Origin of the sequence: Chitinophaga sp. W3I9 (assembly GCF_050434025.1) — a bacterium.
Taxonomy (GTDB): domain Bacteria; phylum Bacteroidota; class Bacteroidia; order Chitinophagales; family Chitinophagaceae; genus Chitinophaga.
Genome location: NZ_JBNPWC010000001.1, coordinates 5,392,690 through 5,418,154 on the forward strand (window position 1 = coordinate 5,392,690; position 25,465 = coordinate 5,418,154).

Annotated in this window: 15 protein-coding genes; 11 read left to right on the forward strand and 4 right to left on the reverse strand. The window is 47.3% G+C overall.

The window, feature by feature from the left end:
* Window positions 1–2 precede the first annotated feature (2 nt).
* Together QFZ51_RS21805 and QFZ51_RS21810 are read right to left on the reverse strand one after the other, a co-directional pair.
* Window positions 3–2,387, reverse strand: coding sequence for a TonB-dependent siderophore receptor (locus tag QFZ51_RS21805; RefSeq protein WP_429048837.1), 2,385 nt, complete (start codon window positions 2,385–2,387; stop codon window positions 3–5).
* Between the two features lie 133 nt (window positions 2,388–2,520).
* A complete protein-coding gene (locus tag QFZ51_RS21810; protein ID WP_429048838.1) occupies window positions 2,521–2,934 on the reverse strand; it encodes a carboxymuconolactone decarboxylase family protein in 414 nt (137 codons plus the stop codon).
* A gap of 112 nt (window positions 2,935–3,046) precedes the next feature.
* Here QFZ51_RS21810 and QFZ51_RS21815 point away from each other — a divergent pair, with 112 nt between their 5' ends.
* On the forward strand, window positions 3,047–3,400 hold the full coding sequence (locus QFZ51_RS21815; RefSeq protein WP_429048840.1) for a winged helix-turn-helix transcriptional regulator: 354 nt from the start codon (window positions 3,047–3,049) through the stop codon (window positions 3,398–3,400).
* Here QFZ51_RS21815 and QFZ51_RS21820 read toward each other — a convergent pair whose 3' ends face one another.
* Window positions 3,401–4,723 (reverse strand): hypothetical protein, encoded by a 1,323-nt coding sequence (locus QFZ51_RS21820; RefSeq protein WP_429048842.1) that lies wholly within the window; start codon window positions 4,721–4,723, stop codon window positions 3,401–3,403. It lies immediately after the preceding gene.
* 294 nt (window positions 4,724–5,017) lie between these two features.
* Here QFZ51_RS21820 and QFZ51_RS21825 point away from each other — a divergent pair, with 294 nt between their 5' ends.
* From QFZ51_RS21825 to QFZ51_RS21855, 7 genes are all read left to right on the forward strand, one after another.
* Window positions 5,018–5,572 (forward strand): sigma-70 family RNA polymerase sigma factor, encoded by a 555-nt coding sequence (locus tag QFZ51_RS21825; RefSeq protein ID WP_429048843.1) that lies wholly within the window; start codon window positions 5,018–5,020, stop codon window positions 5,570–5,572.
* A 72-nt stretch (window positions 5,573–5,644) separates the two neighbouring features.
* Window positions 5,645–6,682 carry a FecR family protein gene (locus QFZ51_RS21830; RefSeq protein WP_429048845.1) on the forward strand — a complete coding sequence of 346 codons (1,038 nt, stop codon included), beginning with the start codon at window positions 5,645–5,647 and terminating at the stop codon, window positions 6,680–6,682.
* Window positions 6,683–6,770: 88 nt separating this feature from the next.
* On the forward strand, window positions 6,771–9,929 hold the full coding sequence (locus tag QFZ51_RS21835; protein ID WP_429048846.1) for a SusC/RagA family TonB-linked outer membrane protein: 3,159 nt from the start codon (window positions 6,771–6,773) through the stop codon (window positions 9,927–9,929).
* A 17-nt stretch (window positions 9,930–9,946) separates the two neighbouring features.
* The gene (locus QFZ51_RS21840; protein WP_429048848.1) at window positions 9,947–11,548 is read left to right on the forward strand and encodes a RagB/SusD family nutrient uptake outer membrane protein; all 1,602 of its coding nucleotides are present in this window, start codon (window positions 9,947–9,949) and stop codon (window positions 11,546–11,548) included.
* Window positions 11,549–11,645: 97 nt separating this feature from the next.
* Window positions 11,646–16,259 (forward strand): Ig-like domain-containing protein, encoded by a 4,614-nt coding sequence (locus QFZ51_RS21845; protein ID WP_429048850.1) that lies wholly within the window; start codon window positions 11,646–11,648, stop codon window positions 16,257–16,259.
* 179 nt (window positions 16,260–16,438) lie between these two features.
* A complete protein-coding gene (locus QFZ51_RS21850; RefSeq protein ID WP_429048851.1) occupies window positions 16,439–16,639 on the forward strand; it encodes a hypothetical protein in 201 nt (66 codons plus the stop codon).
* A gap of 84 nt (window positions 16,640–16,723) precedes the next feature.
* On the forward strand, window positions 16,724–17,614 hold the full coding sequence (locus QFZ51_RS21855; RefSeq protein WP_429048853.1) for an MBL fold metallo-hydrolase: 891 nt from the start codon (window positions 16,724–16,726) through the stop codon (window positions 17,612–17,614).
* A 39-nt stretch (window positions 17,615–17,653) separates the two neighbouring features.
* Here QFZ51_RS21855 and QFZ51_RS21860 read toward each other — a convergent pair whose 3' ends face one another.
* On the reverse strand, window positions 17,654–20,032 hold the full coding sequence (locus QFZ51_RS21860) for an ABC transporter permease (RefSeq protein ID WP_429048854.1): 2,379 nt from the start codon (window positions 20,030–20,032) through the stop codon (window positions 17,654–17,656).
* A 271-nt stretch (window positions 20,033–20,303) separates the two neighbouring features.
* On the opposite strand from QFZ51_RS21860, the gene QFZ51_RS21865 reads away from it, so the two are divergent.
* From QFZ51_RS21865 to QFZ51_RS21875, 3 genes are all read left to right on the forward strand, one after another.
* Entirely contained in the window at window positions 20,304–20,864 is a 561-nt protein-coding gene (locus QFZ51_RS21865) for an RNA polymerase sigma-70 factor (protein WP_429048856.1), read from the forward strand.
* 80 nt (window positions 20,865–20,944) lie between these two features.
* Window positions 20,945–22,009, forward strand: coding sequence for a FecR family protein (locus QFZ51_RS21870; protein WP_429048858.1), 1,065 nt, complete (start codon window positions 20,945–20,947; stop codon window positions 22,007–22,009).
* Window positions 22,010–22,201: 192 nt separating this feature from the next.
* Window positions 22,202–25,456: a SusC/RagA family TonB-linked outer membrane protein gene (locus QFZ51_RS21875; RefSeq protein ID WP_429048860.1), complete on the forward strand. Its 3,255-nt coding sequence runs from the start codon at window positions 22,202–22,204 to the stop codon at window positions 25,454–25,456.
* The last annotated feature ends 9 nt before the right edge of the window (window positions 25,457–25,465 follow it).

Consider the following 25,465-nt stretch of genomic DNA (forward strand, 5'->3'; position numbering starts at 1 on the left):
ATTTAAAATTTGAGATATCCGGCAGCGCTTAAACGGAACGGCATTTGCGGAATTGTAGTTGCCCATCCTACCCAATATTTTTCATTATTCAGGTTATCAGCCTTTACAATAACACGGTAACGCGGTTGTTCATAGCTAAGGGAAGCATTCAGCGTGGTAAAAGCGGGCAGGGTATAAAGCGAAGTGGTGCTTACGTCTACAATGTTATCGTCGGCATAATTACCTCCGAAGCCTATCCCCAGTCCTTTTAGCTGACCGGCGGGCACGCGGTAGCTCAGCCAGAAGTTGGCCAGGTTGCGGGGGCCGGCACTGCCTGGCCGGAAGCCTTCCAGGGCCGGACTGCTTTTCTTAAGCTTGCTGTCGTTATACGCATACCCTGCCACGATATGTAATCCGCGGAAAGGCATGGCTGTAATTTCCCCCTCAATTCCTTTGCTGTACTGTATACCATTTTGAACAGTAAATGCAGGCCGTTCGGGAGCATCCGGACGGGTAACATCCGACACGCGGATGGAGTAATAACTCAGGCTTCCTGCTAATTTACCATTCGCCAACCCGGCTTTAATACCTCCTTCCCATTGATTGGCCTGGCTCGGCTTGAAATTGCTGGTGGTGCCATCGGGCTGCTGCACAGGTGCTATATTTTGAAATCCATTGCTGTAGTTCCCAAACAGGGAAAGCTGGTCTGCTATGATCTGGTAAACAAGTCCGAATTTTGGCGATACTGCCGTTTGGTTATACTTGCCCGTGGTGGTGTCCCTCGTCAGATTCTTTGTGCCGGGATTGTCGAAATAGTCCACGCGGACACTGGCCATGGCTATAAGCTGCTCCGTAATATTGAGTACATCCTGCACATATACACTATACATATTTTGCACAGCTTTGGTGCGGGTAAATGCGAGGCCCTTTATCCTGTCCTGTAACGCCAGCCGGTTCAGGGCGGAATACGCTGCCCCTGGCTTGGTTACGCTTACCACATCAAAGACAACTGTTCCGGGAGAACTGGACCTGGTAGTTGCCGAATAGATATCCGTTCCAACCAGCAGGCGGTTTCGCAGGCGGCCTATTTTAAAATCGCCTGTCAGATTATATTGAAAGTCGGTGGCATAGCTATTCGTATATTCCGTATAGGTCACATTGCGGCTGAGCGAATCATTCCCGGCTTTCATACTTAAATAGCCAGTTACCCCGCCGGCCTGCGAAGTGAGATAGGTATAGGTGGCGCGGGCTTGCCATACGTCTGAAAAACGGTGCTGGAGCTCTGCAAAGAAGTTGGTATTGGTGGTGGTTACAAAAAGGTCGTCGTTGCTGAACCGCCTTTTAAAATCCATGTTCAGCGCTTCGGGACTCCGCACGCCGCTATTATAGCTTCCATCAGCGAAAAGCCGGTAAAAGCTGTTTGCCTTCTCCTTCTTGTACTCCACTTCCACTGTCAGCTTTGTTTTTTCTGACAGCTGATACGTAACCACCGGGGCCACGAAAAAATAATTTTTAAAGCCTGCATCCTGAAAACTGCCTTCTGCATACTGGGCGGCATTTACTCTTGCCAATACCCGGTGTGCCTTATCAACGGGTACATTCACATCTGCCTCAAACCGGCTGAGCCCAAATCCTCCACCGGTGAAGCCTATACGGGTTTGAAAGGTGTCGAGCGGTTTTTTTGTGACGCGGTTAAACAAGCCGCCAAACGATACCAGGCTGGAACCAAACAGGGCGCCGGAGGGCCCTTTTATCGCTTCAATGCTTTCAATATTGGCGGGGTCCAGTGTACCGCCGCCAATAATACCCGGCACGCCGTTCCGGAGAAATGACTGTGTGGCAAAGCCACGGGAAGTAACCGTACCGCCTGCACTGTTATTCTCCAGTTGCATGATTACACCAGGAACGTTTTTCAGTGCATCTGCATAAACAACATTCAGCTGGTCCTGTAATAATGCCTGTGTTACCGTTGTATACACCTGTGGGTTTTCGAGGTTGTTCAATGGCATCTTAGCCGCGAAGACGCTTTGTGTTTTAATAAACCGGTTCCTGCCGGAAGTAACGTTTACCTCGGCGAGTTGCTTTTCTGATACCTGTAATTGCAGGGAAATAGTTTCCGTACTGCCCGGGCGAATGGTAATACTCCGTTGCAATGTTTCATAGCCCATGAGAGAAATCACCAACTCATAACTGCCGGGCAGGATCCGGTTTATCTGGAAACTCCCTGTTTCATCTGTTAACACGCTGCGCCTGGCTTCTTTCATCACAATAGTTACATAGGCAGCCGCTTTCTTGTCGGATGTATACACCGTGCCCTTTAAAGCGCCAGGGTTAATGCTTTGCGCTGAAATGCCATTTATAAATAATGTCAGTGAAAAGATAGCAAAGGCAAATATTTTGGAGATCATTGTTATTTTTTGTCCGCAAAAATGGACAAATATGCAGCGGCAACCCACGCGTATCCGGAATAGTTTTTACGCAATTGGGAACTTCCTTTTAAGTGAGCGTTGTTGCGGAAATATCTTATCAAGTGCATATTAGTTAATGATCTCCCAATGATATACGAAGCCGGTTTAAAGCATTCATAAGCGAAATGCTGGTGGTCAAATCTACTATTTCTTTTGTGGAGAAATGATTTTCAAGATCCCGCTGGTAGCCGGTTAAATCACCGTGCAATTGTGTGATGGCTTCAGCCCATTGTAATACTGATTTCTGCCTGGCATCAAATGAGGAAGAAAGTTTCCATCCGGGTAATTTGTCCAGTAAACGCTGGTCATATCCAAACTCACGGAGCTCATTAGCATGAAAACTGCAGCAATAGGCACAACCATTTATTTGAGATACCCGCAGTTCTGCAAGGGCGATTAATTTAACATCTATCTCCGACTGTCTCAACGTTTCATGAAATTTATATAAATAGCCAACCGCTTCTTTTGAAATTTTTATGTAATCCATATTATCTATAATTTTGGCGCAAATTAAAATACCATCACTTCAATAGACGATATGCACTTTTATGTGATATACTTACAAAAAGGAAAGTGTGTTGATATTCAAATTTTTACTCATGCCTGAATTTTTTCATGATAAGACGCTCTACTATACCCCAATGGAATTTGCACTGAAGCATATTGGCGGCACCTGGAAAATGCCGATACTCTGGCGTCTTCAGTCCAATGTGCTCCGGTATGGAGAATTAAAAAAAGACATTCCGCATATCACTCATAAAATGCTGGCAAGCCAACTGAAGGAACTGGAGGAAAAGGGATTGATCAGGCGGACCGTTTACCCGGTTGTGCCGCCTAAAGTTGAATATGCGATTACTTCAAAAGGATTGAAAGCAATACCGGTGATTGAACATATTATGAAGTATGGATATGAGCTGATCCAGGAAGCCGGCATTGAGTATCCGCCTAAGTAATTATAAAGTCTTCTTCAGTTTTATATCTACTTTCTCTCCTTCCTTTTCTATCGTCACTACCTTTTTAACACTGGCGCCAGCATTACCAGCATAACTCCTGACGGTGGTGTTCTCTCGCGTGCCCTGGTACAAGCCATTTACATAAGTATCAGTATAACCCACTACTTCGGTTCTCCTGGAGGTATGAACGTAACCAAATTCCGCAAAGATCAGGTAGTCGCCGGGCATCAGGTTTACAAATTCAAAATGTCCCTTGTCGTCATATACCGTTGCCGTCTTGATACACTCTGCCGCCTCTTTAGGAAGTGGAACAGGTCTTCCTTTTTTCCTGGATGATTCATTTAATTTCACCCACTCTTTAAAGAAATCGGTATAGGGAATCAAAACGATGGAGGTACCTGTCGGTGCGAATTGCTTTTTATTGATATTGAGTACAGCAATACCTTTCAGCATTCCTTCATTCTCGTTATCTTTTGCAAAGGCCTGCCCGCTAATTACCGCGCTGCCCGACTTGATCAGTTTCATGGTAGCCACTTTATCAAAAGTGTTCTTAAAGGGATTAAAATCTGTCTCCCTGTCCACCATCAGAATATGCTGACCGGCATTGGAATGGATATCCACCTTCCACAACCGGCGGGTTTCTTTGTCGATGTGATACACGTACTTGTCTTTGGTGGCCTCCTCAAATACGGTCACCAGCCAAACTTTATGCGCACCGGTAAGGCTGCTGGTGTACATACCGCTGGTTACTTCCTCAATAAGCGCCTTCTTTAAATTATTCGTATTCTCGGGCCGGTAATCGTACACCGGCATATTTGCACTGTACCCGGAAGTAAGCGGAAGCAATCCAAGTAGATAGGGATAACAATAACCATCAAAAAATGCTTCTGTTACCGGTTCCTTAATGACACGCTTTTTGCGGCTTTGTTTGTCGTAATGATAACCTGTAACTTCCTTCCCATACTTCAGCTGCAATTCATAGTTGCTGTTAAAAGAGGAACGGTAAAGAGGGGTAAAGGTCTTCCCGTCAGAAATAATGGTGTCAACCCGTGGATCATCAGAACCGGCCTGGTATAATGTGGTATAAATAGACAAGGTCTCTTTATTCGCATTAATATCAATGATAAATGAACTGATCTCCCTTTCCATGGCGCCATCTACAATAAAACAGCCCATTTCATACTTCCCGGTTTTGAGGAATTTTGTATCAAAAGGAATGTTCCCTGGTGTTAACGCGACTTGTGCTTTACAGAAACCTGCTGTAATGAGGAGCTGCAGCGTAAAAACAATGCCCCGTACCCGGGAATGCTTAAAACCGATCATGCTTGTTCAATATGCTTTGTCCAAAATATAGGTAACCGATTGTGATTTCTTGTAATCTGCAAGATACTTTGTGTATGTAATTCCTCGTCAAAAGTAAACGCTTTTCCGGCTTGTTGGACTACTGGTAATCAGGGATTTTATGCTACTGGTTTACAGGGATTTTTCAACGCGCTGCCGTTGTATCGGGCAAGACTTTCCGGGAGCTGCTCCATTACCTTCGATTCCTTCATTATCATCCTTTTATAGGAAATCCCGCTTTTATTTATTTAAATTGCCATAGTAAAACGCCACGTTGTGAATACTATAGCTGCTTTGAAACAAGGTAACCTTTTGGTATTTAATGAAGTATATTATTCCTGCCACAAAAGGATCTACTATTTTATTCTCCGGAAAACAAAATCTTCTTTCATCGCAGAGGAGGTAGTACAGCTTACATTCATCAAATTCTGGAACTACCGGGAAAGCCTGGCAGACGACCTCGACGTGCAGCTCCAGCTGTTCCGGATTGCCCGCACTACCCTGATCGACTTTCTCCGGAAGGAAACCGTGTACAAGGAAAAGGTGATCCATGTAATTGAGCGGTATACCCTGCCGGCGGATGAGCTCTGGGGCAAGCTGGCCGAAAAGGAACTGCAGCATAAACTGGCCCACGCATTGGAGGAAATGCCGCCTATGCGCCGTAAAGTATTTGAAATGAGCCGTTTTAAAGGCATGAGCTACCAGCAAATAGCGCATGAACTTTCCTTGTCGTCCAGAACAGTAGAGTCACACATCTTCCAGGCCATCAGGCAAATAAAACATTATCTCGGGCTGCTGCTATCCCTTGTAGCCTGCTTTTTCCCGTTTTGAAAATATTTTTCCATTCCGACTAAGTAGTTGGCCTTTCACGAACGTATTACTTATCTATCAGCCGTACATAATATGATAAATGACGAATTACTGGCGCGGTTCTTTAGCAATCAATGCACACCGGCAGAAGCCCGTGAGATAGCCACGTATCTCCGGGAGCATCCGGAAGTACTGGAGAAATATCTGCCGGAAGAAGAATTCCTGCAAATACAGGACGATGGTAATTTTCCGGAAACTGTTTCCCAGCAGTGGCTGAAAAATATCCACCGCCAAAGTGCATCTGCCAATAGCCGTATGAAATGGGCGAAACGAGTGGCCGTCGCAGCAATAACTGCCGGCGTGCTGATAGGCGCAAGCTTGTTACTGGTAAACCGTGACCATCAAAAGGAAACAACCGTTGCTTCCGCAGCAATGCCATCTATTCCGCGGGAACAACAGGAACGTGCGGAAAACAACAGCGGCAAAACCATCACCACCGTACTGCCGGACGGATCCGTGATACAGCTGTTCCCGGCGGCCAGCATAGTATATGATAAACAGTTCAGGGAAAACAGGAACATATATCTCTCAGGAGAAGCAGATTTTACCGTAGTAGCTGATAAATTACATCCCTTCGTTGTGTATAGCAGCGAACTGAATACCACCGTTCTGGGCACCTTTTTTCATGTGAAAGCAATCCCGGCGGAAGATATAATCACCGTAAGGCTCAATACCGGTAAAGTATTGATACAGGGTGCCGCCAATAATAAAAAGGTAGTACTTACACCCGGCAAAGAGCTCCGGTATTACCGCAAAACAGGAAAATCCATCGTAGCAGACTTCAATACTACGGGCACGGATATATTAGTAAAAGCAGGAAACAACGGCACGAGCAGTGCAAAGCCGGACTGGTATAAATTCAATAATCAACCAATGGCACAGGTCCTCGATCAGCTGAGCAACTATTACGGCGTAGCCATCTATTATTATCCGTCGGATGTGACGGAAATTTATTTCGATGGTAAGTTTGAAAAGACGGACTCACTGGTGAAGATACTGACCGATTTAACGCTTCCCAATAATCTGAAGCTTATCCGGAACGATAGCGGATTTATTATTAAGAAGAAATAATTCAACAAATTACAGTTCTATTCCACAAAAGGCGCAAAGGCGCCCGGGGCTTGCTATGCCCCGGATTCAAAAAAAACACGTCCCAGTTATGAAAATGTTTTATCGACCAAAATGGCGTTTACTCCTGCTGCTATGCATGCTGTTAGGAGGTGTATCGATGTCTTCTCAGGCCCAGGGCCGCCTGCAGGTAACCGGAACAGTGCGCACCGATCAGGGCGAACTCCTCCCCAATGCCTCCGTTGTAGCGCTGAATGAAAAAACAAAGTATTCGGCCGGCGTAATCACCGACAGCAACGGCGTATTCCGTTTCTCGGGATTACCACCGGAAGGCAAATATTTACTCAGCGTTTCTTACATGGGTTTTGAAACACAACAACTCAATAATGTCAGTCTCAAGCCAGGCGCCACATTAACTTTTTCGGTACGCCTCGTGAAAACGGTAGCAGCCCTGAGCGATTTCATCGTTATCGGCTATGGTACCGCCCGGAAAAAAGATGTGGTAGGCGCCTTTAACGTGGTGACCGTAAAAGAAGCCGGTGCAGTAAATGCCACCAACCCTTCCCAGCTGCTCATCGGCAAAGCAGCCGGCGTACAGGTGGTACAAAACAGCGGCGCCGCCGGTGCAGATGCCCAGATCATCATTCGCGGTACAGGCAGTTTCACCGACATCAATCCCCTGTATGTAGTTGATGGTATCCAGGGAACAAAAAACCTGTTTAATACACTCAATCCCCAGGATATAGAAAGCATCACCATCCTGAAAGATGCGTCTTCAACCGCTATCTACGGTTCTGCAGCTGCCAACGGCGTAGTGATCATCACTACCAAAAAAGGAAAGCCCGGACCTCCCCGCGTTAGCTTTACTTCCCAATGGGGTGTAGCCAAAGCATGGAAAAAACTGGACCTCCTCAATGCCGCGCAATATGTAGATGCGCTGAAAGACCTCGCCGCTACCAAAAACGCCGTACTCCCGGCGAAGTTCAATACAGCAGCGGTATTACAGGACAGCACCGACTGGCAGGACGAAACTTTCCGCAATGCACTTGTATCTGAACACGATCTCAATATCAGCGGCGGCGGGGAAAAAGTGAACTACTCTGTATCTGCCACCTATATCAATCAGCAGGCTATCATCACCAACGCTACCAACAAAAGATTCCAGGCCCGCGTAGGACTGGAAGAAATACTGGGACGCTTCCGGTTTACCCAGAACCTGATATTCAGGCAGTATGTGGGCAACGGCAATTATGCCAGCATCATCAACGCCATCCAGTACGCGCCCTATAAACCCATACTGGACCCAAATATACAGGGTGGCTACTCTATCCTGTCCAACATCGACGACTACAGCAACGCCAGCAACCCCCTGCAGGATATTGCCATGAAAAGTCAAACGAGCAAATCACTGGCCTTCTTTCCGCAGCTGTCCGGTGAGGTACGCATCATCGACGGACTGAAATTCCGCTCGCAGTTTGCAGCAGAAGTGAACACCAACCGGAACAATAGTTACCAGCAACAGTACCAGTCGTCCAACTTCCTGAACCAGGCCCGCCAGTCGATGCTGGGCTTTACAGAGAACTCTTATTATATGCTGGAAAACTACCTGTCGTACGATAAAGTACACGGTAAACACCAGCTCTTTTTAATAGCAGGACAAAGTTATATCGATCCGGGAATCACCAATGGCTCTACTATCAGAGGTACTGGTCAGCCTAACGATAATATTACCAACGTGGGCGTAGCTTCTTCCCAATCGGTTACCAACTCCTATTCCAATTATGCCCGCCCTTCGGTGATCTCTTATTACGGCCGGTTGAACTATACTTTTGATGATAAGTATATCCTCACCACCAGCTATCGCAGGGATGGTGCCTCCAACTTCGGTGCCAACAACCGTTATGGTAACTTCGCCGCAGCGGGCGTGTCATGGCGCTTTTCAGAGGAAGGATTTATGAAGAAGACATTCCCCGTGTTATCGGATGGTAAACTCAGCGCCAGCTGGGGACAAACCGGTAACAACAGCATTCCCAACTTCCTGAATACGTCGAAAACTTACCAGGGTACTCCGGGAGGCTCACTGGTATATTCCTTTGGCAGTAACGAAACATTTGTTTCCGGCACCACGCTTACCACGTTAAATAACCCCGATCTGAAATGGGAACAAACGGCCCAAACTGATATCGGCATCGACCTGGCATTTTTAAATAACCGCCTGACCATTGAAGCTGATTGGTACAACCGTAAAAGTACCGGCCTGCTGGTTACCACCCTCCTGCCGGCCAGTATTGGCGTAAGCCCTACCGGCACCCAGCCAAAGAAAACGGTGAATGCAGCCGATGCGCAAAATAAAGGCTTTGAACTTACCATCGGGTATAAGGACAAGATCAATAATAATTTCAGCTATAATGTAAGCGTAAACGGGTCTATCAACAGCAACAAAGTATTGTCATTGGGCGATCAGTTCTCCGCACCTATCCAGGCCGGCGCCTTTACACCAGTGCCAGCTACTACGTATACTGCTGCCGGTTATGCTATCGGTTCCTTTTATGGCTACCGGATGGATCATGTGGCCAGGGATGCCGCGGAAATCACCGCACTGGACCAGGAAGCTGCTAAAAAAACAGGCCAGGCAAACGCTAAGTACCAGGATGGATTGTTACCCGGAGATTTTATCTATAAAGATATCAACGGCGATGGTGTCGTTAACGCGAAAGACCAGGAAATACTTGGCAATGCCATTCCGAAATACATTTATGGTATCAACGCCGGCGTAGCTTATAAAAACTTCGACCTGAACCTGGTACTCTCCGGTATCAGCGGATTAAAACTCCTGAACGGCTTAAAATTAAATACCAGCATTATGGCCACGGGTCACAACGCTTCTACCGACATACTCGACAGATGGCGTAAACCCGGTGATGTAGCGGCTTTGCCAAGAATCGGACAAAATGCTACCGGCAATGGCAATCTCCGTCCGTCCGACTGGTGGCTGGAAGATGGCAGCTACCTGCGTCTGAGAAACATTACCATTGGTTACAACGCACCATTGGCCATGTTAAGTACTATGACTAAAGGCACTGTTAAATCACTCCGCATTTATGTGGCAGCGCAAAACCTGATCACCATCACGAATTACACCGGCTACGATCCGGAAATATCGGGCGACTACCTGTTTGCACGTGGTATTGACCAGGGACAGGTACCTCAACCAAAGACTTTCCTGGCAGGTATTCAATTAGGGTTTTAATTTTTAAAAAGTATTTTATGAAGAAGTATATATATCATTTGCTACTAACCGCCGCACTGGTCACCGTTGCACAGGGATGCAAAAAGTCACGCCTCGAACTGGTGGATCAAAGCGCCTACGCATACGACACTTATTTTACCAACATCAGTGCGCTCAACCAAGCTACCGTGGCCAGTTACGCCACATTACTCCATCCGGGATTATGGGCGCGGGAGTACTACTTTATTTTCGACCTGCTGGGACATGATGCCAAACGCGCCAGCTTTTTGCAGGGCGCAGAACAGGAACTGGGCGACTATAGCTTTGGTACCAGCAATGCAGATCTCAGCTCTTTATGGGGCTCCCTGTACCGGATGATCTTCAGAACCAACCTGGTGATTGACCGCGCCGCAGCCTGGAATCCCACCGCTACCAACGATCGCGCAAAATTAAATCAGTACCTCGCAGAGGTAAAGTTCCTGCGGGCATATGCATATTTTCACCTTGTAACATTATGGGGAGATGTACCACTGTACGTCGACTATCAGTCTACCGTCAACAACAACTATTTATCCCGAAGCCCTGCTGTGGATGTGTGGAAACAAATAGAAAAAGACCTCACAGAAGCACAGGCCACTGCCGAATTGCCCACTGTATATCCTAACGCAGAATTGGGCCGGGCCACCAAAGGCGCTGTCACCGCCTTACTTGGCAAAGTATACCTCTACCAGAAAAAATGGGTGCCTGCACAAACAGAACTTCAAAAACTGATGGGTGCACCGTACACCTACCAGCTCGATCCTTCTTTTGATAATCTTTTCAGCACTACCAACCAGAACTCAACGGAAAACATCTTCCAGATCATGAACCAACAGTGGACCGACTGGGGCATTGGTTCTCCTTACTATATGTTTGGCAATGGCGCTGAACAGGTAGGTAAACAAACACATTCAGGCCGTGCCATGGAATATGGCTGGAATGATTGGAAGAATGTATACATCAGCAACGCCGCTGTAAAAGCATTTACTTACACGAATCCTGCAAACGGCCTGCCGTATACAGATCCCCGTGCCAAATCCACCTTCTACGGCACCGCTGCCTCCGGAGGAGAAACCGAATACTGCCAGCAGTGCGCTACCGGTGCAAAGGCGTATCCGTTTGACACCAACGATCCGCAGGGCGATTATCGCTGGAAGAAATATGAGTACTACAATCTTATGGAAAAATATGGCGATCCTAAAAGCCCTATCAACGGGCAGGTGATCCGCTTCGCAGACGTAATGCTGATGCTGGCTGAAGCGCAGATCCAGCAAGGGAATACAGGCAGTGCACCACTGGCGCTGATCGACAGCATACGTTCCCGCTCGCACGCATTTTTATATACCACGCTGGGCGATAAAGCAAACGCGATGAAGATACTGATGCGCGAACGGCAGCTGGAATTATGCGGTGAACAAGCCCGCTATTTCGATCTGTTGCGCTGGGGTATTATCAAACAAACTATCAACGCGGAAAAGGCCGCAGAACCTGGCACCGGCATACAGCCATTCCAGGATAAACACCTCCTGCTGCCTATTCCCGATGTAGAAAAAAATTACAATCCGAATGTAGCCAAAGCTATCAGCAATGGCTGGAATTAATCTATAAAAACAGCAGGGCACAACCACCGGCAGGAAATATTTTATAGCTCGTTAGCCATTACTATCCTTCAATTCCACTTATGTAAAAATTACTACCATGAAATGGAGCAAACCACTATTTCTGTCAGGGTTGTTAACCCTTGGCTGTAACCTACTATCCATTGCCCAAACCTATAACTGGTCCGCCGTCCGCATTGGGGGCGGCGGACTGGTTTCCAGCGTACAGGCGCACCCGTTAGTACCCAACCTCCGTTTTATTACCACTGATGTTGGAAACCCTTATCGCTGGAATGAAAGCACACAACGCTGGGAAGGTCTGTTGAACGGCCTTCCGGCGGTGTACTGGCCATCATCGGCCGGCAACCTGGCCTTCGTGCCTAATGATGCCACGGGCAATATTCTTTACGTTTCCATGCCCAAAGGTACAGGCAGCGCCGGTACTATTATGAAGTCCACCAACCGGGGTACTACCTGGACGGATCTGAATATGCCCATCTGGCTGGATCCCAACAACGTGGAGGAAAAAAGAAACGGGGCGCGGCTGGTAGTAGATCCGAACAACAGCAACGTGGTATATGTTACTACCCGCTTTCCGGCCAGTGCCAATGAAACCACCAATGGTACCTACAGGAGTGTGAACGGCGGCAGCTTATTTACAAAAATCGATACGCTGCATGGCCGCTTTATTGTATTTGATACCAGCGGCGGAACACTTGGCGGACTTACAAAAAGATTATACATCGCCAATCTGAATGGTGTATATGTAAGTAATGATGCCGGCGCTTCGTTTTCGTTGATGCCCGGCAGTCCCGCTGGTTTGAGGAGAGGCGTGCTGCGCGGCGGTGGTATTTTATATGCCGCCGGCAATAGCAAAGTATACAAATGGAATGGCACTGCCTGGAGTACGATTACCCCACCTTATAGCGGCAGTTTTACCAGCGTGGAAGTAAATCCGAATAACAGCAACCAGATCATCACCAATATCGATGCATTTACCGGTGCAATGTATAAAAGCAACAACGGCGGTTCCAGCTGGACACCTGTAAAAGGCACGCGCGATTTCAGCGAAGTGCCTTTTCATGGCGGCAATACCATAGGAAACACTATCATCGATTTAGCCTGGGATCCGTTTGATTCCACACAGGTATGGATGGCCGACCTGTTAAATGCCTACCAGGGCACTAACATCTGGTCGGATGCTTCGGTGTGGAAAGTACGCGCCGCAGGACATGAGGAAGTAGTGGTAACAGGGCCATTGATTTGTCCGCCTTCCGGCAACAATTTGCTGCTAACGGTTACCGCCGATGTGGCGGGCTTTGATCACAAATCCCTCACCAATCCCCCGGCGAAAGCTATCTCCGACGATTTTCAATATTTTAATTCCCAGGGAGTGCATATGACTGGCGCCGCCATCCAGGAAACCAATCCCAACTTCATTGTGAGAGTGGGCCGCAGAGGCTGGTCAGGCACCGGTTTAGGCGGCTACTCCACTGATGGAGGACTGCATTATACACAATGGGTTTGCCCCGGTGGCATGACCGGCGGCAGGGTAGCCGTATCGGCCACCAGCGAAACCATTATCTGGACCACGCAGGGCGGATATACTTATCGTTCGGTGGACAGGGGGAATAACTGGGCGAAAATAAATTCCATTACTACCAGCGCCGTCGGCACTTTTGGCGTGACCGGCTCCATTTTCACCGTACCACCGGATATGAATCCCCTGGCGGCTGATAAAGTAAATGGTAATAAATTCTACCTGTATTTTTTTGGTAAGATGATGGTGAGTGAAGATGGTGGATTAACATTCGTTCAGAAATACGCTAACCTTCCAAACGTGCAAAATGTAGCGTTTGTAAAAGTAGAAACCACTCCCGGCAAGGAAGGCGACATATGGGTGTCGATAGAAGGCAACGGCCTGTATCACTCCACCAATTCGGGCGCCGACTTCACAAAGATCACCAAAGTGCAATCCGCCAAACTGATGGCCATTGGAAAGGCCGCAGTAAATGATCCGGCTATTTATGTGGTGGGCACCGTGGATAGCATTCCCAACAGCATTTTCCGTTCCGATAACAACGGCGCTACCTGGACAGTGGTAGCTAATCCGGCTATCAGTGTGCCACGGAATTTAGCGGCTGACCGCCGTATTTACGGAAGAGTATTTATGGGCAGCGCCGGTAACGGCATATATACAGGAGAAACCGTAGCCGGTCCTGTAACCGGCATTACGGTGAGTCCCGCTACCGTGTCGGTAGCAGTGGGCAATCGTGCTACATTAACCGCTTACGTGGCGCCTGCATGGGCCGGTAATAAAAAAGTAACCTGGAGTTCGGGAGATACCACTAAAGTAAAAGTAAACGATAGCACGGGCGTTATCACAGGAGTTGCTGTAACGGCAACGCCTGTACTGGTTACCGCAACTTCCCAGGATGGCAGTAAAACAGCTTCGGCAAGTGTAACTGTCACTACACCTGTTGCCGTTTCCGGCATCGTTATCACGCCTAATCCCGATTCAATAGGCGTGGGTAGCACCGTGCCGCTGGTAACCGTGATTACGCCCGCCAATGCCAGTAACAAAACACTGCGCTGGACTTCTTCCGATACCACTATTGCAAAAGTGGCCATAGATACGCCGCTGGTTACCGGCATCTCGCATGGTACTGCGGTGATCACTGCTACGGCGCAGGATAGCGGCTACACCTCCACTGCCACTATGATTGTTTATAACGTAGCGCCCACAGCGCTCAACATTACCGGCACAGCATCTGTAGGCGCAGGCGATACCGTAATGCTAAGCGCGGTATTCACGCCGCTGAATACCAGTAATAAAGTATTGACCTGGAGTTCTTCCGATACCACTATTGCCAAAGTAAACAACAGTGGCCTGGTGACGGCCGTTGCACCTGGTACCGTTACCATTACTGCCACAACAGCAAAAGGTGGTATTACCGGTACCAAAGGCATCACCGCTACTAAAGTTATTACCGTAGTGAGTGCAGGCGTATGTGGTATATTGCCTAACAATGGCTTTGAAGGCGGCCTTAATAACTGGATGATTGTAGGGGATATTATCAACGGGCTCCCACCTGCCGCCATTGTGGCCAACAAGGCGCATAGCGGCACCAAAGCAGCCGTGATTTCCGGAGAAGGCGGTGTTAGCACTACCGTACTGATGCCGGTGGCCGGCAGAAAGGCCGTCACCTTTTCTGCATGGGCAAAGATCCTTGATCTTCCCGCATGGGCAGGTTTTGGGATCGACTATATAGATTCCGCCAATCATAAAATCACCGCGGATCAGTTCAGCGTAACTGATACTTCTTCTTACAAACTGTTCAGCGTAGTAAGGGCTACGCCTCCCAACACAGCGAGGGTGAACATCTGGACCTACAAAGCCAGCAGTGCCGGGAAACTTTATCTCGATGATTTCTGTGTGACCGTAGCTGATGTGGTAGATGTTACCAGCCTGTCCATTGCACCTGATCCGGCATCTGTGGCCATGGGTTATACCAAAGCATTAACCGCGACCATACTGCCTGCAAATGCTACCATTAAAACAGTTACCTGGACCTCTTCCAACACGGCTATTGCGACGGTTAACGCATCAGGCGTAGTTACCGGCGTGGCATTGGGCACCGCCACCATTACCGCTACCAGCACAGAGGGCGGGAAAACAGCTACCACCACCGTTACCGTAACGCCGCCGGTAGCAGTTACCGGCGTGAATGTTACGCCGGATAGCGTTACTATTGGCGTAGCCGATTCATATACGCTAACGGCCACCACCACTCCAGCCAACGCCAGCAACCAGAACATGGCATGGACCAGCTCCAACCCGGCCATCGCCACCGTAAACGCCACCACCGGCGCGGTGAAAGCAGTAGCCATTGGTACCGCCGTGATCAGGGGGGGAACGCAGGAAGGAAGTTACAAAGACAGCAGCATCGTAACGGTGATCAGCCAGGGACAATGCGGACAAATTTCCAACAACGGCTTTGAAAGCAGCCTCGTAGGATGGAGTAATATCAACAACGCTGCTACCATCACTACAGATGCCCACAGTGGTTTAAAAGCAGTAGCCGTTACCGGTCAGGGTGGCGTAGGACGCGTACCTGTATTCAGTTTCGCCGCCGGCGATACCATCGTGTTTACCGCATGGGCCAAAGTATCCGGCGGACCCGCATGGGCAGGCTTCAGCCTCGATTTCCAGAATGCTTCCTATGTGAAACTGGCCACCGCACAATCAACTGTTACCGCTACCGCCTATACGGAGTATACGCAAAGCGTAGTGGTTCCGGCGGGTACTGCCAACTTCAACATCTGGTCATCAAAATCAGGCGCAGCGGGCATCCTGTACCTGGATGATTTCTGCCTAACCGTGAAACCGGCCGGCGGAGGCATGTTACGCACCACCAATCTCATGCAAACCGGCCATGATGCATCCGCCACTAAAAACGGTATTACCGTAAGCGCTTATCCCAATCCTGTACAAAGTGATATCAACATCCGCCTGACCAATTACAATGGCAGCCGGATCGCGGCTACGCTGACCGATATGGCCGGCAGGGTTATACATCACGAGGTGATTATAACGCAGAAAGGCACAACGCTTTACCGGTTGCATAATGCAAAGAAGCCTGCAAAAGGACTGTACATTCTGACCCTGAAAGGAGAAGGACTAGTGAGCAGCTTCAAGCTATTGGTGCAGTAGGTATTGATTGTTTGATAAAGAGCCTGGGGCCATGCCCCGGGCTCTTTGCGTTATTACATACCTGTTACAATTTCTTGAAAAGCCCCCCTACTCTATTATCTGCGGGAATTAATTACCTTGCGTAAGCAGCGCAGTCCGCTTATATCAACCTGCCCAAAATAGAAAAGCTATTCCGGGTAATGACCCAAAAAACGCATGTGGCTTTACAACGCAGGATGATCGACAGCCTGAGTAAAACGGCTGATCAGCGTTACATCGACTTCATAGAAAAATACCCCCAGCTTTACCAACGCCTCTCCAACCTGCAGATTGCAGCTTATTTGGGCGTAAGTCATGAATTTTTGAGTAAAATCAGGAGGAAGATAGCTGGTCAGAAATAATAGGGCTTCCCATTATTATTGAACTTGTTCAATTTTTTGTTTCAGGAGGAACGGATATTGGCATATCATCCCAAAAACAAAAAAATGAAACGAATCATTTCTATAGCATTATTGACCACTTTAAATTTTTTCAAAATGGACATACAGGCGCAAAGCTTCACTACTATTGAAGCTAATGGTTTAAAGCTGCAGGTATACAACGCTTCCGAGAACAGCTTTGGCGTGGCATCTGTTATCGTATCAGGAAAAACAGATGCTGTTTTGATAGATGCACAGTTTACATTGGCTGATGCTGAAAAAGTAGCACAGGAAATAAAGGCATCCGGTAAAAATTTAACCACTATTTATGTTTCCCATGGCGATCCTGATTTTTACTTTGGCCTGGAAGTATTCAAAAAATACTTTCCATCTGTAAATGCTTATGCTTCCCCCGCAACGGTAGCACATATCAAAGCCACGGCACAAAAAAAGCTGGCAGTATGGGGTGAAAGATTGGGGAACAGCATTACTTCCAGCGTTATCATTCCGCAGGTGGTCGAAGGGAACAGCATTGAGCTGGAAGGACAAAAATTAGTAGTTACCGGACTGGAGGAATTTCCATCGCGGACTTTTGTATGGATACCATCTATTAAGGCCGTTGTTGGCGGAATAAATGTATTTGGCACCAGCTTTCATCTCTGGATGGCAGATTCAGCCAGTGAAGATGCCCGCAAAGAATGGCTGGCAGTGTTAGACAAAATAGCGGCACTTCATCCGGCCATCGTGGTGCCTGCCCATGCCAAAGCAGGAACTCCCTTCAGCATGGCTGCTGTAACGCACACCAAAAACTATATACAGTTTTACGGAGAAGCGCTGAAAAGCAATAAAATTTCGGAGGCATTGATAGCGGCGTTAAAAGCCAAATATCCTGAACTTACTTTTGAAACCGCCCTGCAGATAGGCGCGAAAGTAAACACCGGGGAAATGAAGTGGTAAGAGCGATGTTCATCCACAGCCTGACAAACGCTCTTTCCTTTATTCCTTTCTCAGGCTTATCACCGGGTTCATCAAAGCCGCTTTGATCGCCTGGTAGCTGACCGTTACTATGGCAATTGCTACTGATAAAATGCACGCAAGTGCGAATACCCACCAGTGAATGGCCACGCGGTATTCATAGTACTGCAGCCATTTATACATACTCCAATAGGATAATGGCGCTGCCATCACAAATGAAATAATCACCAGCTTTACAAAATCTTTCGCTAATAAAGTAGTGATGCCGGTGACAGAAGCACCTAGTACCTTCCGCACCCCCACTTCCTTGATCCTGCTTTCCGCCATATAGGTAGCAAGACCAAATAAACCAAGGCAGGATATAAAAATGGTCAGCCCCGCAAATAAAGCAGCTAAAGTTCCCTGGCGTTGTTCATTATCAAATTTCTTCGCATAAGCTTCGTCTACAAATTTATACTCAAACGGATAATCGGGGTTATACTTGCTGAAAATAGCCTCCACCTTTTTAAGATTTTGAGCAGTAGAATGATCCCCGTTTAACTTCATCTGCACCACCTGGAAATTCATAAAAGCACTTTTGGCGCCGCAGATCAATATCGGTCTTGTTGGCTCATAAGGACTGGTAAGAATAAAATCTTTAATAACCCCTACAATGTGCCAGTCGATGCCAAGATCATTTACTACTTTTCCAATCGGATCCTTGAACTTCAATACTTTCAGCGACGACTCATTTACAATCAGCCCGGTTGAATCGGTGGGGAATTTTTTCAGGTCGAAATCACGGCCTTCAATAAACTGTAACCCCGCGGTGGCGCCCAATCCCTCATCCGCTAAATACCGGTCGAAAGATGTTTTATCATTCGGGTCCTTTCCTTGCCAGTTCTGGCCCCACCCATTGCTCCACCGTTCCGTAAGGGGGGAATTTGTTCTGGTAACCGACTTCGCAACACCTGATTCCAGCAATTCATTTTTTATCAGTGCATAGTTTTTGGATATATCACCCGTCATGAAATGGTACACCAGGTTATCTTTATTATAACCTGTTTCCCGGTCACGGGCATAGTCGATTTGCTGCTTTACAATAATAGTGCAGATGATAAGAACGGTGGCGAATGTGAACTGCAATACCACCAGTATTTTCCGTGGCGTTACCAGCGCATTCGCTTTTTTAAACGTGCCCTTTAATACTTTAACAGGCTGGAAAGAGGAAAGGAAGAACGCGGGATAACTGCCGGCCAGCAAACCCGTAAAGAGAATAAACCCAATAAACCCTATCCAGGTATAGATGTTGCCGAAATCTATAAACAGTTTTTTATCCGTAAGCTGGCTATAAAAGGGCAGGCTTATCTGAACAATAAGGATCGCCACTATTCCGGCCAGAAATGAGATAAAAACAGATTCCCCGATAAACTGGCTGATAAGGGAACTCTTCTGTGCCCCCACTACTTTTCGTATGCCTACCTCCTTCGCCCGCTTTTCACTTCTGGCAGTGCTCAGGTTCATAAAATTGATACAGGCAATTAACAATATCAACACCGCGATAATACTGAATATTTTCACGAATGTGCTGCGGCCCCCATTATCTTCCCCGCCATCGCTGAAGCTCGAATACAATCGCCACCTTTCAAGCGGGTAAATAAACATCTCCCATTTCATTGTTTTTGCCTCATCACTGTAATGCTGCTTTAAATCTTTTATTTTAGCTGCTGCAGCAGCATAACTTACATTGGGCTTCAGTAGTACATAAGTAGGCGTACTGTTATCGCTCCAGCCTAAATCCGTGCCTTCCCTGTATTTTAAATATGACCATGGTAAGAGGTATTCAAAATCGAATCTGGTATTGCCAGGCAGATCTTTTAAAATACCGGTAACAGTGAAGTTATCTTTATTCTCAATTTTAATGATCTTCCCCATGGCATCTTCACTGCCAAATAAACTTTTTGCCGTTTTTTCGGTAAGCACTACCGAATGCACATCATTCAGCGCAGTAGCAGGATCACCTTTCAGCATGGGGAAGCTGAACATCTGAAAAAAACCGGTATCCACCAGGATGCCGGACTTTATTATTTTTTTATCCCCTACGGAAAGAAGATACGCATTATTGGAACCTACCCTCACCGCACGCTCTACTTCGGGCAGATCTTTTTCCACCGCACGGGCTGTTAATGCAGATACTGTATTCCAGTAAGAGACCTTTCCATCAATGGGCACGCGATTCCATACTTCGTATATCCTGTCTTTGTTGGCGTGAAACCCATCGTAACTCCTTTCATCCTGTATCCACAGGAGAATAAGGATTGCAGCAGCCATGCCCACAGCAAGGCCCGTAATATTGATGGCTGAAAAACCTTTGTTACGCAACAGGTTCCGGCAAACGACTTTGAAGAAATTTCTGATCATAATGCATTGATGATTCCCGGACTGCAACGTACAGGATTTGCGGGAATGTTACCCCAAGACAATGCCGGATACCTATTTGCTTGATTTACAACGATGTGGCTGCGTCATAAATACCGGTTTGTTCATTTTTGGGACAGAAAATGTCCGCTTTTGAACACCAGGATAATACTAAAAGGCCGGAATCATCACTTATGATAATATAATATCAAAATTAGGTAATCCTGCATAGTGTACTTATCTAAAGAAGGGGTAACTTGGTTTGGTCATTATTATGAGCAGTCAAAACCACGATTATACTTCTTTTTGGGTAACAGGGGATCTTTCATCGTTTAAACAAATGATGAAGGCATTCACTCCTTCCCTGAAGCATTTTGCGGGTAATATTGTTGGTAATGAGGCAGAAGCAGAAGAAATTGTGGCAGATGTATTTATCAAAATATGGCAACAAAGACTGCTGGCAACTGCCCCTGACGACATCCGGTATTATCTTTTTAAGGCCGTCAAAAATACGGCGCTCAATTATCTGAAAAGCAATGGCCGCCGCACGACGCACCATACCGCCTGGGAAATCCAGGTGAACCGGGTAACCTCCAAAAATCCCGAAGACATTATGATCAGTAAAGAACAGCTGTCGCATATCAATGCCGCCATCAGTTCCTTACCCCTCCGCTGCCGCCAGATATTCATTCTCGTAAAAGAAGAAGGACTCTCCTATGAACAGGTGGCCACCCTGCTGGATCTCTCCAAGGCTACCGTAAATGTACAGATGACCATCGCCCTGAAAAAAATATGGGCAGCACTGGGTTCCTCCATCCAATATTCTTATTCCTGATTTTTTTTCTACCCGGTTTAATTGTTTTCCTTTTTTGCGTTGTCTTAATAGGGAATCAACTGAAATCATACTTTCTGTAAATGACCAAACGATTATGGGAATTACTGGCACTGCATTGGAGCGGTGAGATTTCCTCGGAAGAAAAAACGGAACTGGACAAGCTCCTGCTGGAGCATCCGGGAGATTGGCTCCGGGCGGGACAGCTGGACCAGCTGTCTTTTAAAACAATACCGGCCACTGACGAGGATGCGCATACGGACGCGCTGATAGATAAGGTGATGGGAACTATCACTGCCGAACCGGCTTTAACCGGGAAAAGCTCCCGCAAAAAGTTCCTGCAGGCCTATAAATACCAGTTGTCAGTAGCCGTAGCCATGCTGGGCATAACCGCCATGCTCACCTTTATTTACCTGTATCAGCAACATCCCGGGTATAAGATCGTGTCTACCGATGCCGGTATGAAAACAAAGATCCGGTTATCTGATGGCAGCATTATCTGGCTCAACGCCGGCAGCACTTTAAAGTACCCGGAAAAACTGGATAAAGCCAAAAGGGAAGTATACCTCAGCGGGGAAGCATATTTTGATATAAAGCAGGCGCCTAACCGCCCGTTTATCATCCACGCGCAGAAAATGGATATCAGGGTACTGGGTACCGCATTTAACGTCAGGTCCTATAAAGAAGAGGATTTTGAAGAAACATCGGTGATTTCAGGGGCCGTAGAAGTAACCGTGGCGGATGAAAATAAAGTGCTGAAGGTTACGCCCAACCAAAAAGTAATTCTCCGGAAAACAATCAACGATCCTGCAGAAAAAAATAGCAGCGCCACCGGACCAGGTAATAATAAACTAACAAAAATTGAACGACAGCCACTATCTGTTCTTTCATCAACAGATACTATTCATGTGATGGAAACTGCCTGGATGAATAATCAACTCATATTCCGTAACGAGTCGCTGCAGGCGCTTTCACAACGACTGGAACGCTGGTATGGCGTGAAAATTATCATCGAGAATGAACAACTGGCCACATTAAGATTTTCCGGACGGGCAGATAATATTTCTATTGAAAAGCTGCTGGAGGTACTCCAGAATATTCAACCATTCAATTATTCCATTCAGGATGATATAGTGACAATCAAGTAAACCAGAAGTTATGAAAAATAGTATCATAATTGGGGAGCGACCTCCCTAGCGGACCCGCTATGCCCGGAACTTCCGTTACGGACCTCCACAGAATCCAGATTTATTGATTTATAAGCTCACTTCCAGGTTATGAAAATAGCAATAAAACAAACCACGTTCGCCTTACATTGCAATGGACGAAAATTATTTCTAATGATCAAATTTACCGGTGTATTGTTCCTGCTGTTTTTCCAGGCCACTGCAGCAGGGTTTTCGCAGAATACGATATCCGTTTCCTTCGTTAACGCAGATATTGAGAAAGTATTCCGCTATCTCGAGAAAAAAACGACCTACACGTTTTATTACAGCAACAACGAAACAGAGAAAACACCCAGGCTCAGTCTCACCATGGAAAAAGTGGATATCCGCGACGTACTCGATGCGGTAGCGCTCAAAACCGGTCTTCATTATACCATCCTGGATAACAGCATGGTGGTATTCAAAAACGCCGGCGAGCGGATACAAACCAAAAAGATCAGCGGAAAGGTAGTGGATGAAAAAGGCCGTCCGCTGCCCAACATGACCGTGCAGGTAAAAGGAACCACCATCGGTACATTAACAACGCCGGAAGGGTTATTTACGCTCCAGGTACCGGAAAACGCGATCCTGGTGGTATCTGCCATCGGTTTTCTCAGGCAGGAAGTACCTGTTGCCGGTCAGTCTTCCTTCAATATTATCCTGAAAGAAGATGTATCGGGATTAAATGAAGTGGTGGTAGTAGGTTACGGCACGCAGGAAAAACATAAACTCACCAGTGCGGTGGCCACCATTTCCGGCGCAGAGCTGAACAAACGGGTAGCCACCAACCCGGCATCGCTGTTACAGGGACAATTACCCGGATTGCAGGTAACCCAGGGCTCAGGCGAACCGGGAAATGAAAATATCCAATTACGCATTCGCGGCATCAGTACCTTCAGCGGCGCAGGTAACGACCCGCTCGTTGTGATAGATGGTTTACCGGGAAGCCTGAGCGCTTTAAATCCTAACGACATCGAATCTATCTCTGTGTTGAAAGATGCCGCCTCCGCCGCCATTTATGGCTCCCGCGGCGCCAACGGTGTAATTGTGGTGAAAACAAAAAAAGGACGCAGCGGTTTTTCGCTGACTTACGGGTATAACCTCGGTGTTTCGAAGGCAACCAAACTGCCGGAGACGATTTCCAACTCGGCAGAATACATGCAACTGTCCAACGAAGCCCGCACTAATTCCGGTCTGGCGCCGCTCTATACCCAGCAACAGATTGATTTATACCAACAGGCCACCGACCGTGTGAAATATCCTAATCACAACTGGCTGGATGATATCTTTCGCACCGCATATACCCAGAACCATTACCTGAACATGAGCGGCGGGAAAGAAAGTACTACTTACAGTCTTGGTTTGGGTATCAGCACCCAGCCAGGTGTACTGATCGGCTTCGACTACAAAAAATATACGTTGGACCTGGGCCTCAGCTCCCGCATTAATAAAAGGGTGACCATCGGTACCAATGTGCAGATGCGGTACGCCGACAGGAAATATCCTGAAAACGGTGCAGGCGACATGTTTCTTTCTGCACTGGCACAGTCGCCCCTCTACCCTGCCTCCAGCGATGGAAAATGGATTAAAAAAGCCTACTCCAATGAACTGGGTAATAAAAACCCTGTAGCCATTGTAGATGAAGATATCCGGGTGAAGACAAACGACTACTACGCACAGGGAAATCTCTCCCTCGATGTGGATATCGTAGATGGACTAAAATGGGAAAACAGGGCAGGCATGAATTACGGCAACTACAAATACAGTGATTTCAGACCCGTTATACCTACCTATTATTTCAGCGACATGAGCCCCGCCGGATTACTTGATGATGGCACTCCGGGGCTGACAGTGGGTAATACCGGCAATATCTACACCGTTTATTACAGCCAGCTGACCTACAAAAATAAATTCGGCGACCATAACCTCTCCGCACTGGCAGGTTATCAGCAAGAGCAAAACAAAGCCGATACCCTCAACGCCAGCCGCACGCAGTTTCCCACCAATTTTTTGAGAGAACTGAATGCAGGGCCTACAGAAGGCCAGGCCAATAACGGTACCTCCGGCACCTGGGCGATCCGCTCTTTTTATGGTAATGCGAATTATGATTATAAAGATAAATACCTCTTCGGCGCCAGCGTAAGATACGATGGTACTTCCCGGCTGCCTTCAGATACCCGCTGGGGATTGTTCTATTCATTTTCCGGTGCATGGCGCGCTTCGGAAGAATCTTTTATGAAAAATATTTCCTGGATAAACGATTTGAAGATACGCGCTTCCTGGGGACAGCTGGGCAACCAGAACATCGGTACCTATCCTTATCAGTCCACACTCGATAACAGACCCTATGCTTTCGGCTCCAACGTTTCCACCGGGTTTACCGGCAGCCAGATTATAGATCCCACCCTTACCTGGGAAACTACCCGCGTGCTGGATATTGGTCTTAATCTCACCGCGTTCGATAACCGGCTTACCTTTACCGGCGACTGGTTCAATAAATACACCTTTGATATCCTCCGCAGCTCCCAGGTGCCCCTGTGGCTGGGATTAGCCGCACCTATTATCAATAACGGAGCGGTGAGAAACAAAGGATTTGAATTCAACGTGCAATACAACGATAAGATCGGCAAAAACTTTACCTGGTATATCGGCGCTAATTTCCAACGTTATAAAAATGTATTGGAAGAATTTGGCAAACGCGAGATCAGTGGTACTACCATCCGGGAAGAAGGACATCCTTTGGATGAATACTACCTTTACCAGTGGGATGGTATCTTCCAGAGCACAGATGAAATTGCCAAATCGCCCAAACAACCTGTAGACGCCACCCCCGGCGACCTCAAAATTAAAGATGTGAATGGCGACGGTGTGATTGATGATAAAGACCGCACTTATACAAACGGGAAATATCCTAGTTTCCAGTATGCATTCAATCTTGGCGCTTCGTGGAAAAACTTTGATCTGAGCGCACAATTCTATGCTTCGCAGGGACAAAAGATTTATGTCAACGGATGGGGAATAGAACCATTCCGGCAGGGTTCTGTACCTACAACAGACTGGCGGAACCGCTGGACGCCGAACAACCCCAGCACCACCATGCCTAAAATATATGTTGCCGACGGATATGCTCCTGTTCAGAACTATGCCTCCACTTATTTCCTGAAGGATGCTTCTTTCCTCAGACTCAGAAATGTACAGTTGGGCTACAACCTGCCCGCTGCCACCATCGCCAGGATAGGCATGAAATCGCTGCGGGTGTTTTTCACCGCTGAAAATGTATTTACGATCAGCAAATTTCCGGGGCTTGATCCCGAGCGTGTAGGAGACGGTAACTATGTTACTTATCCGCAAACCAAAACATACACGTTTGGCGCCATGGTTCAGTTTTAATTTCTCTGT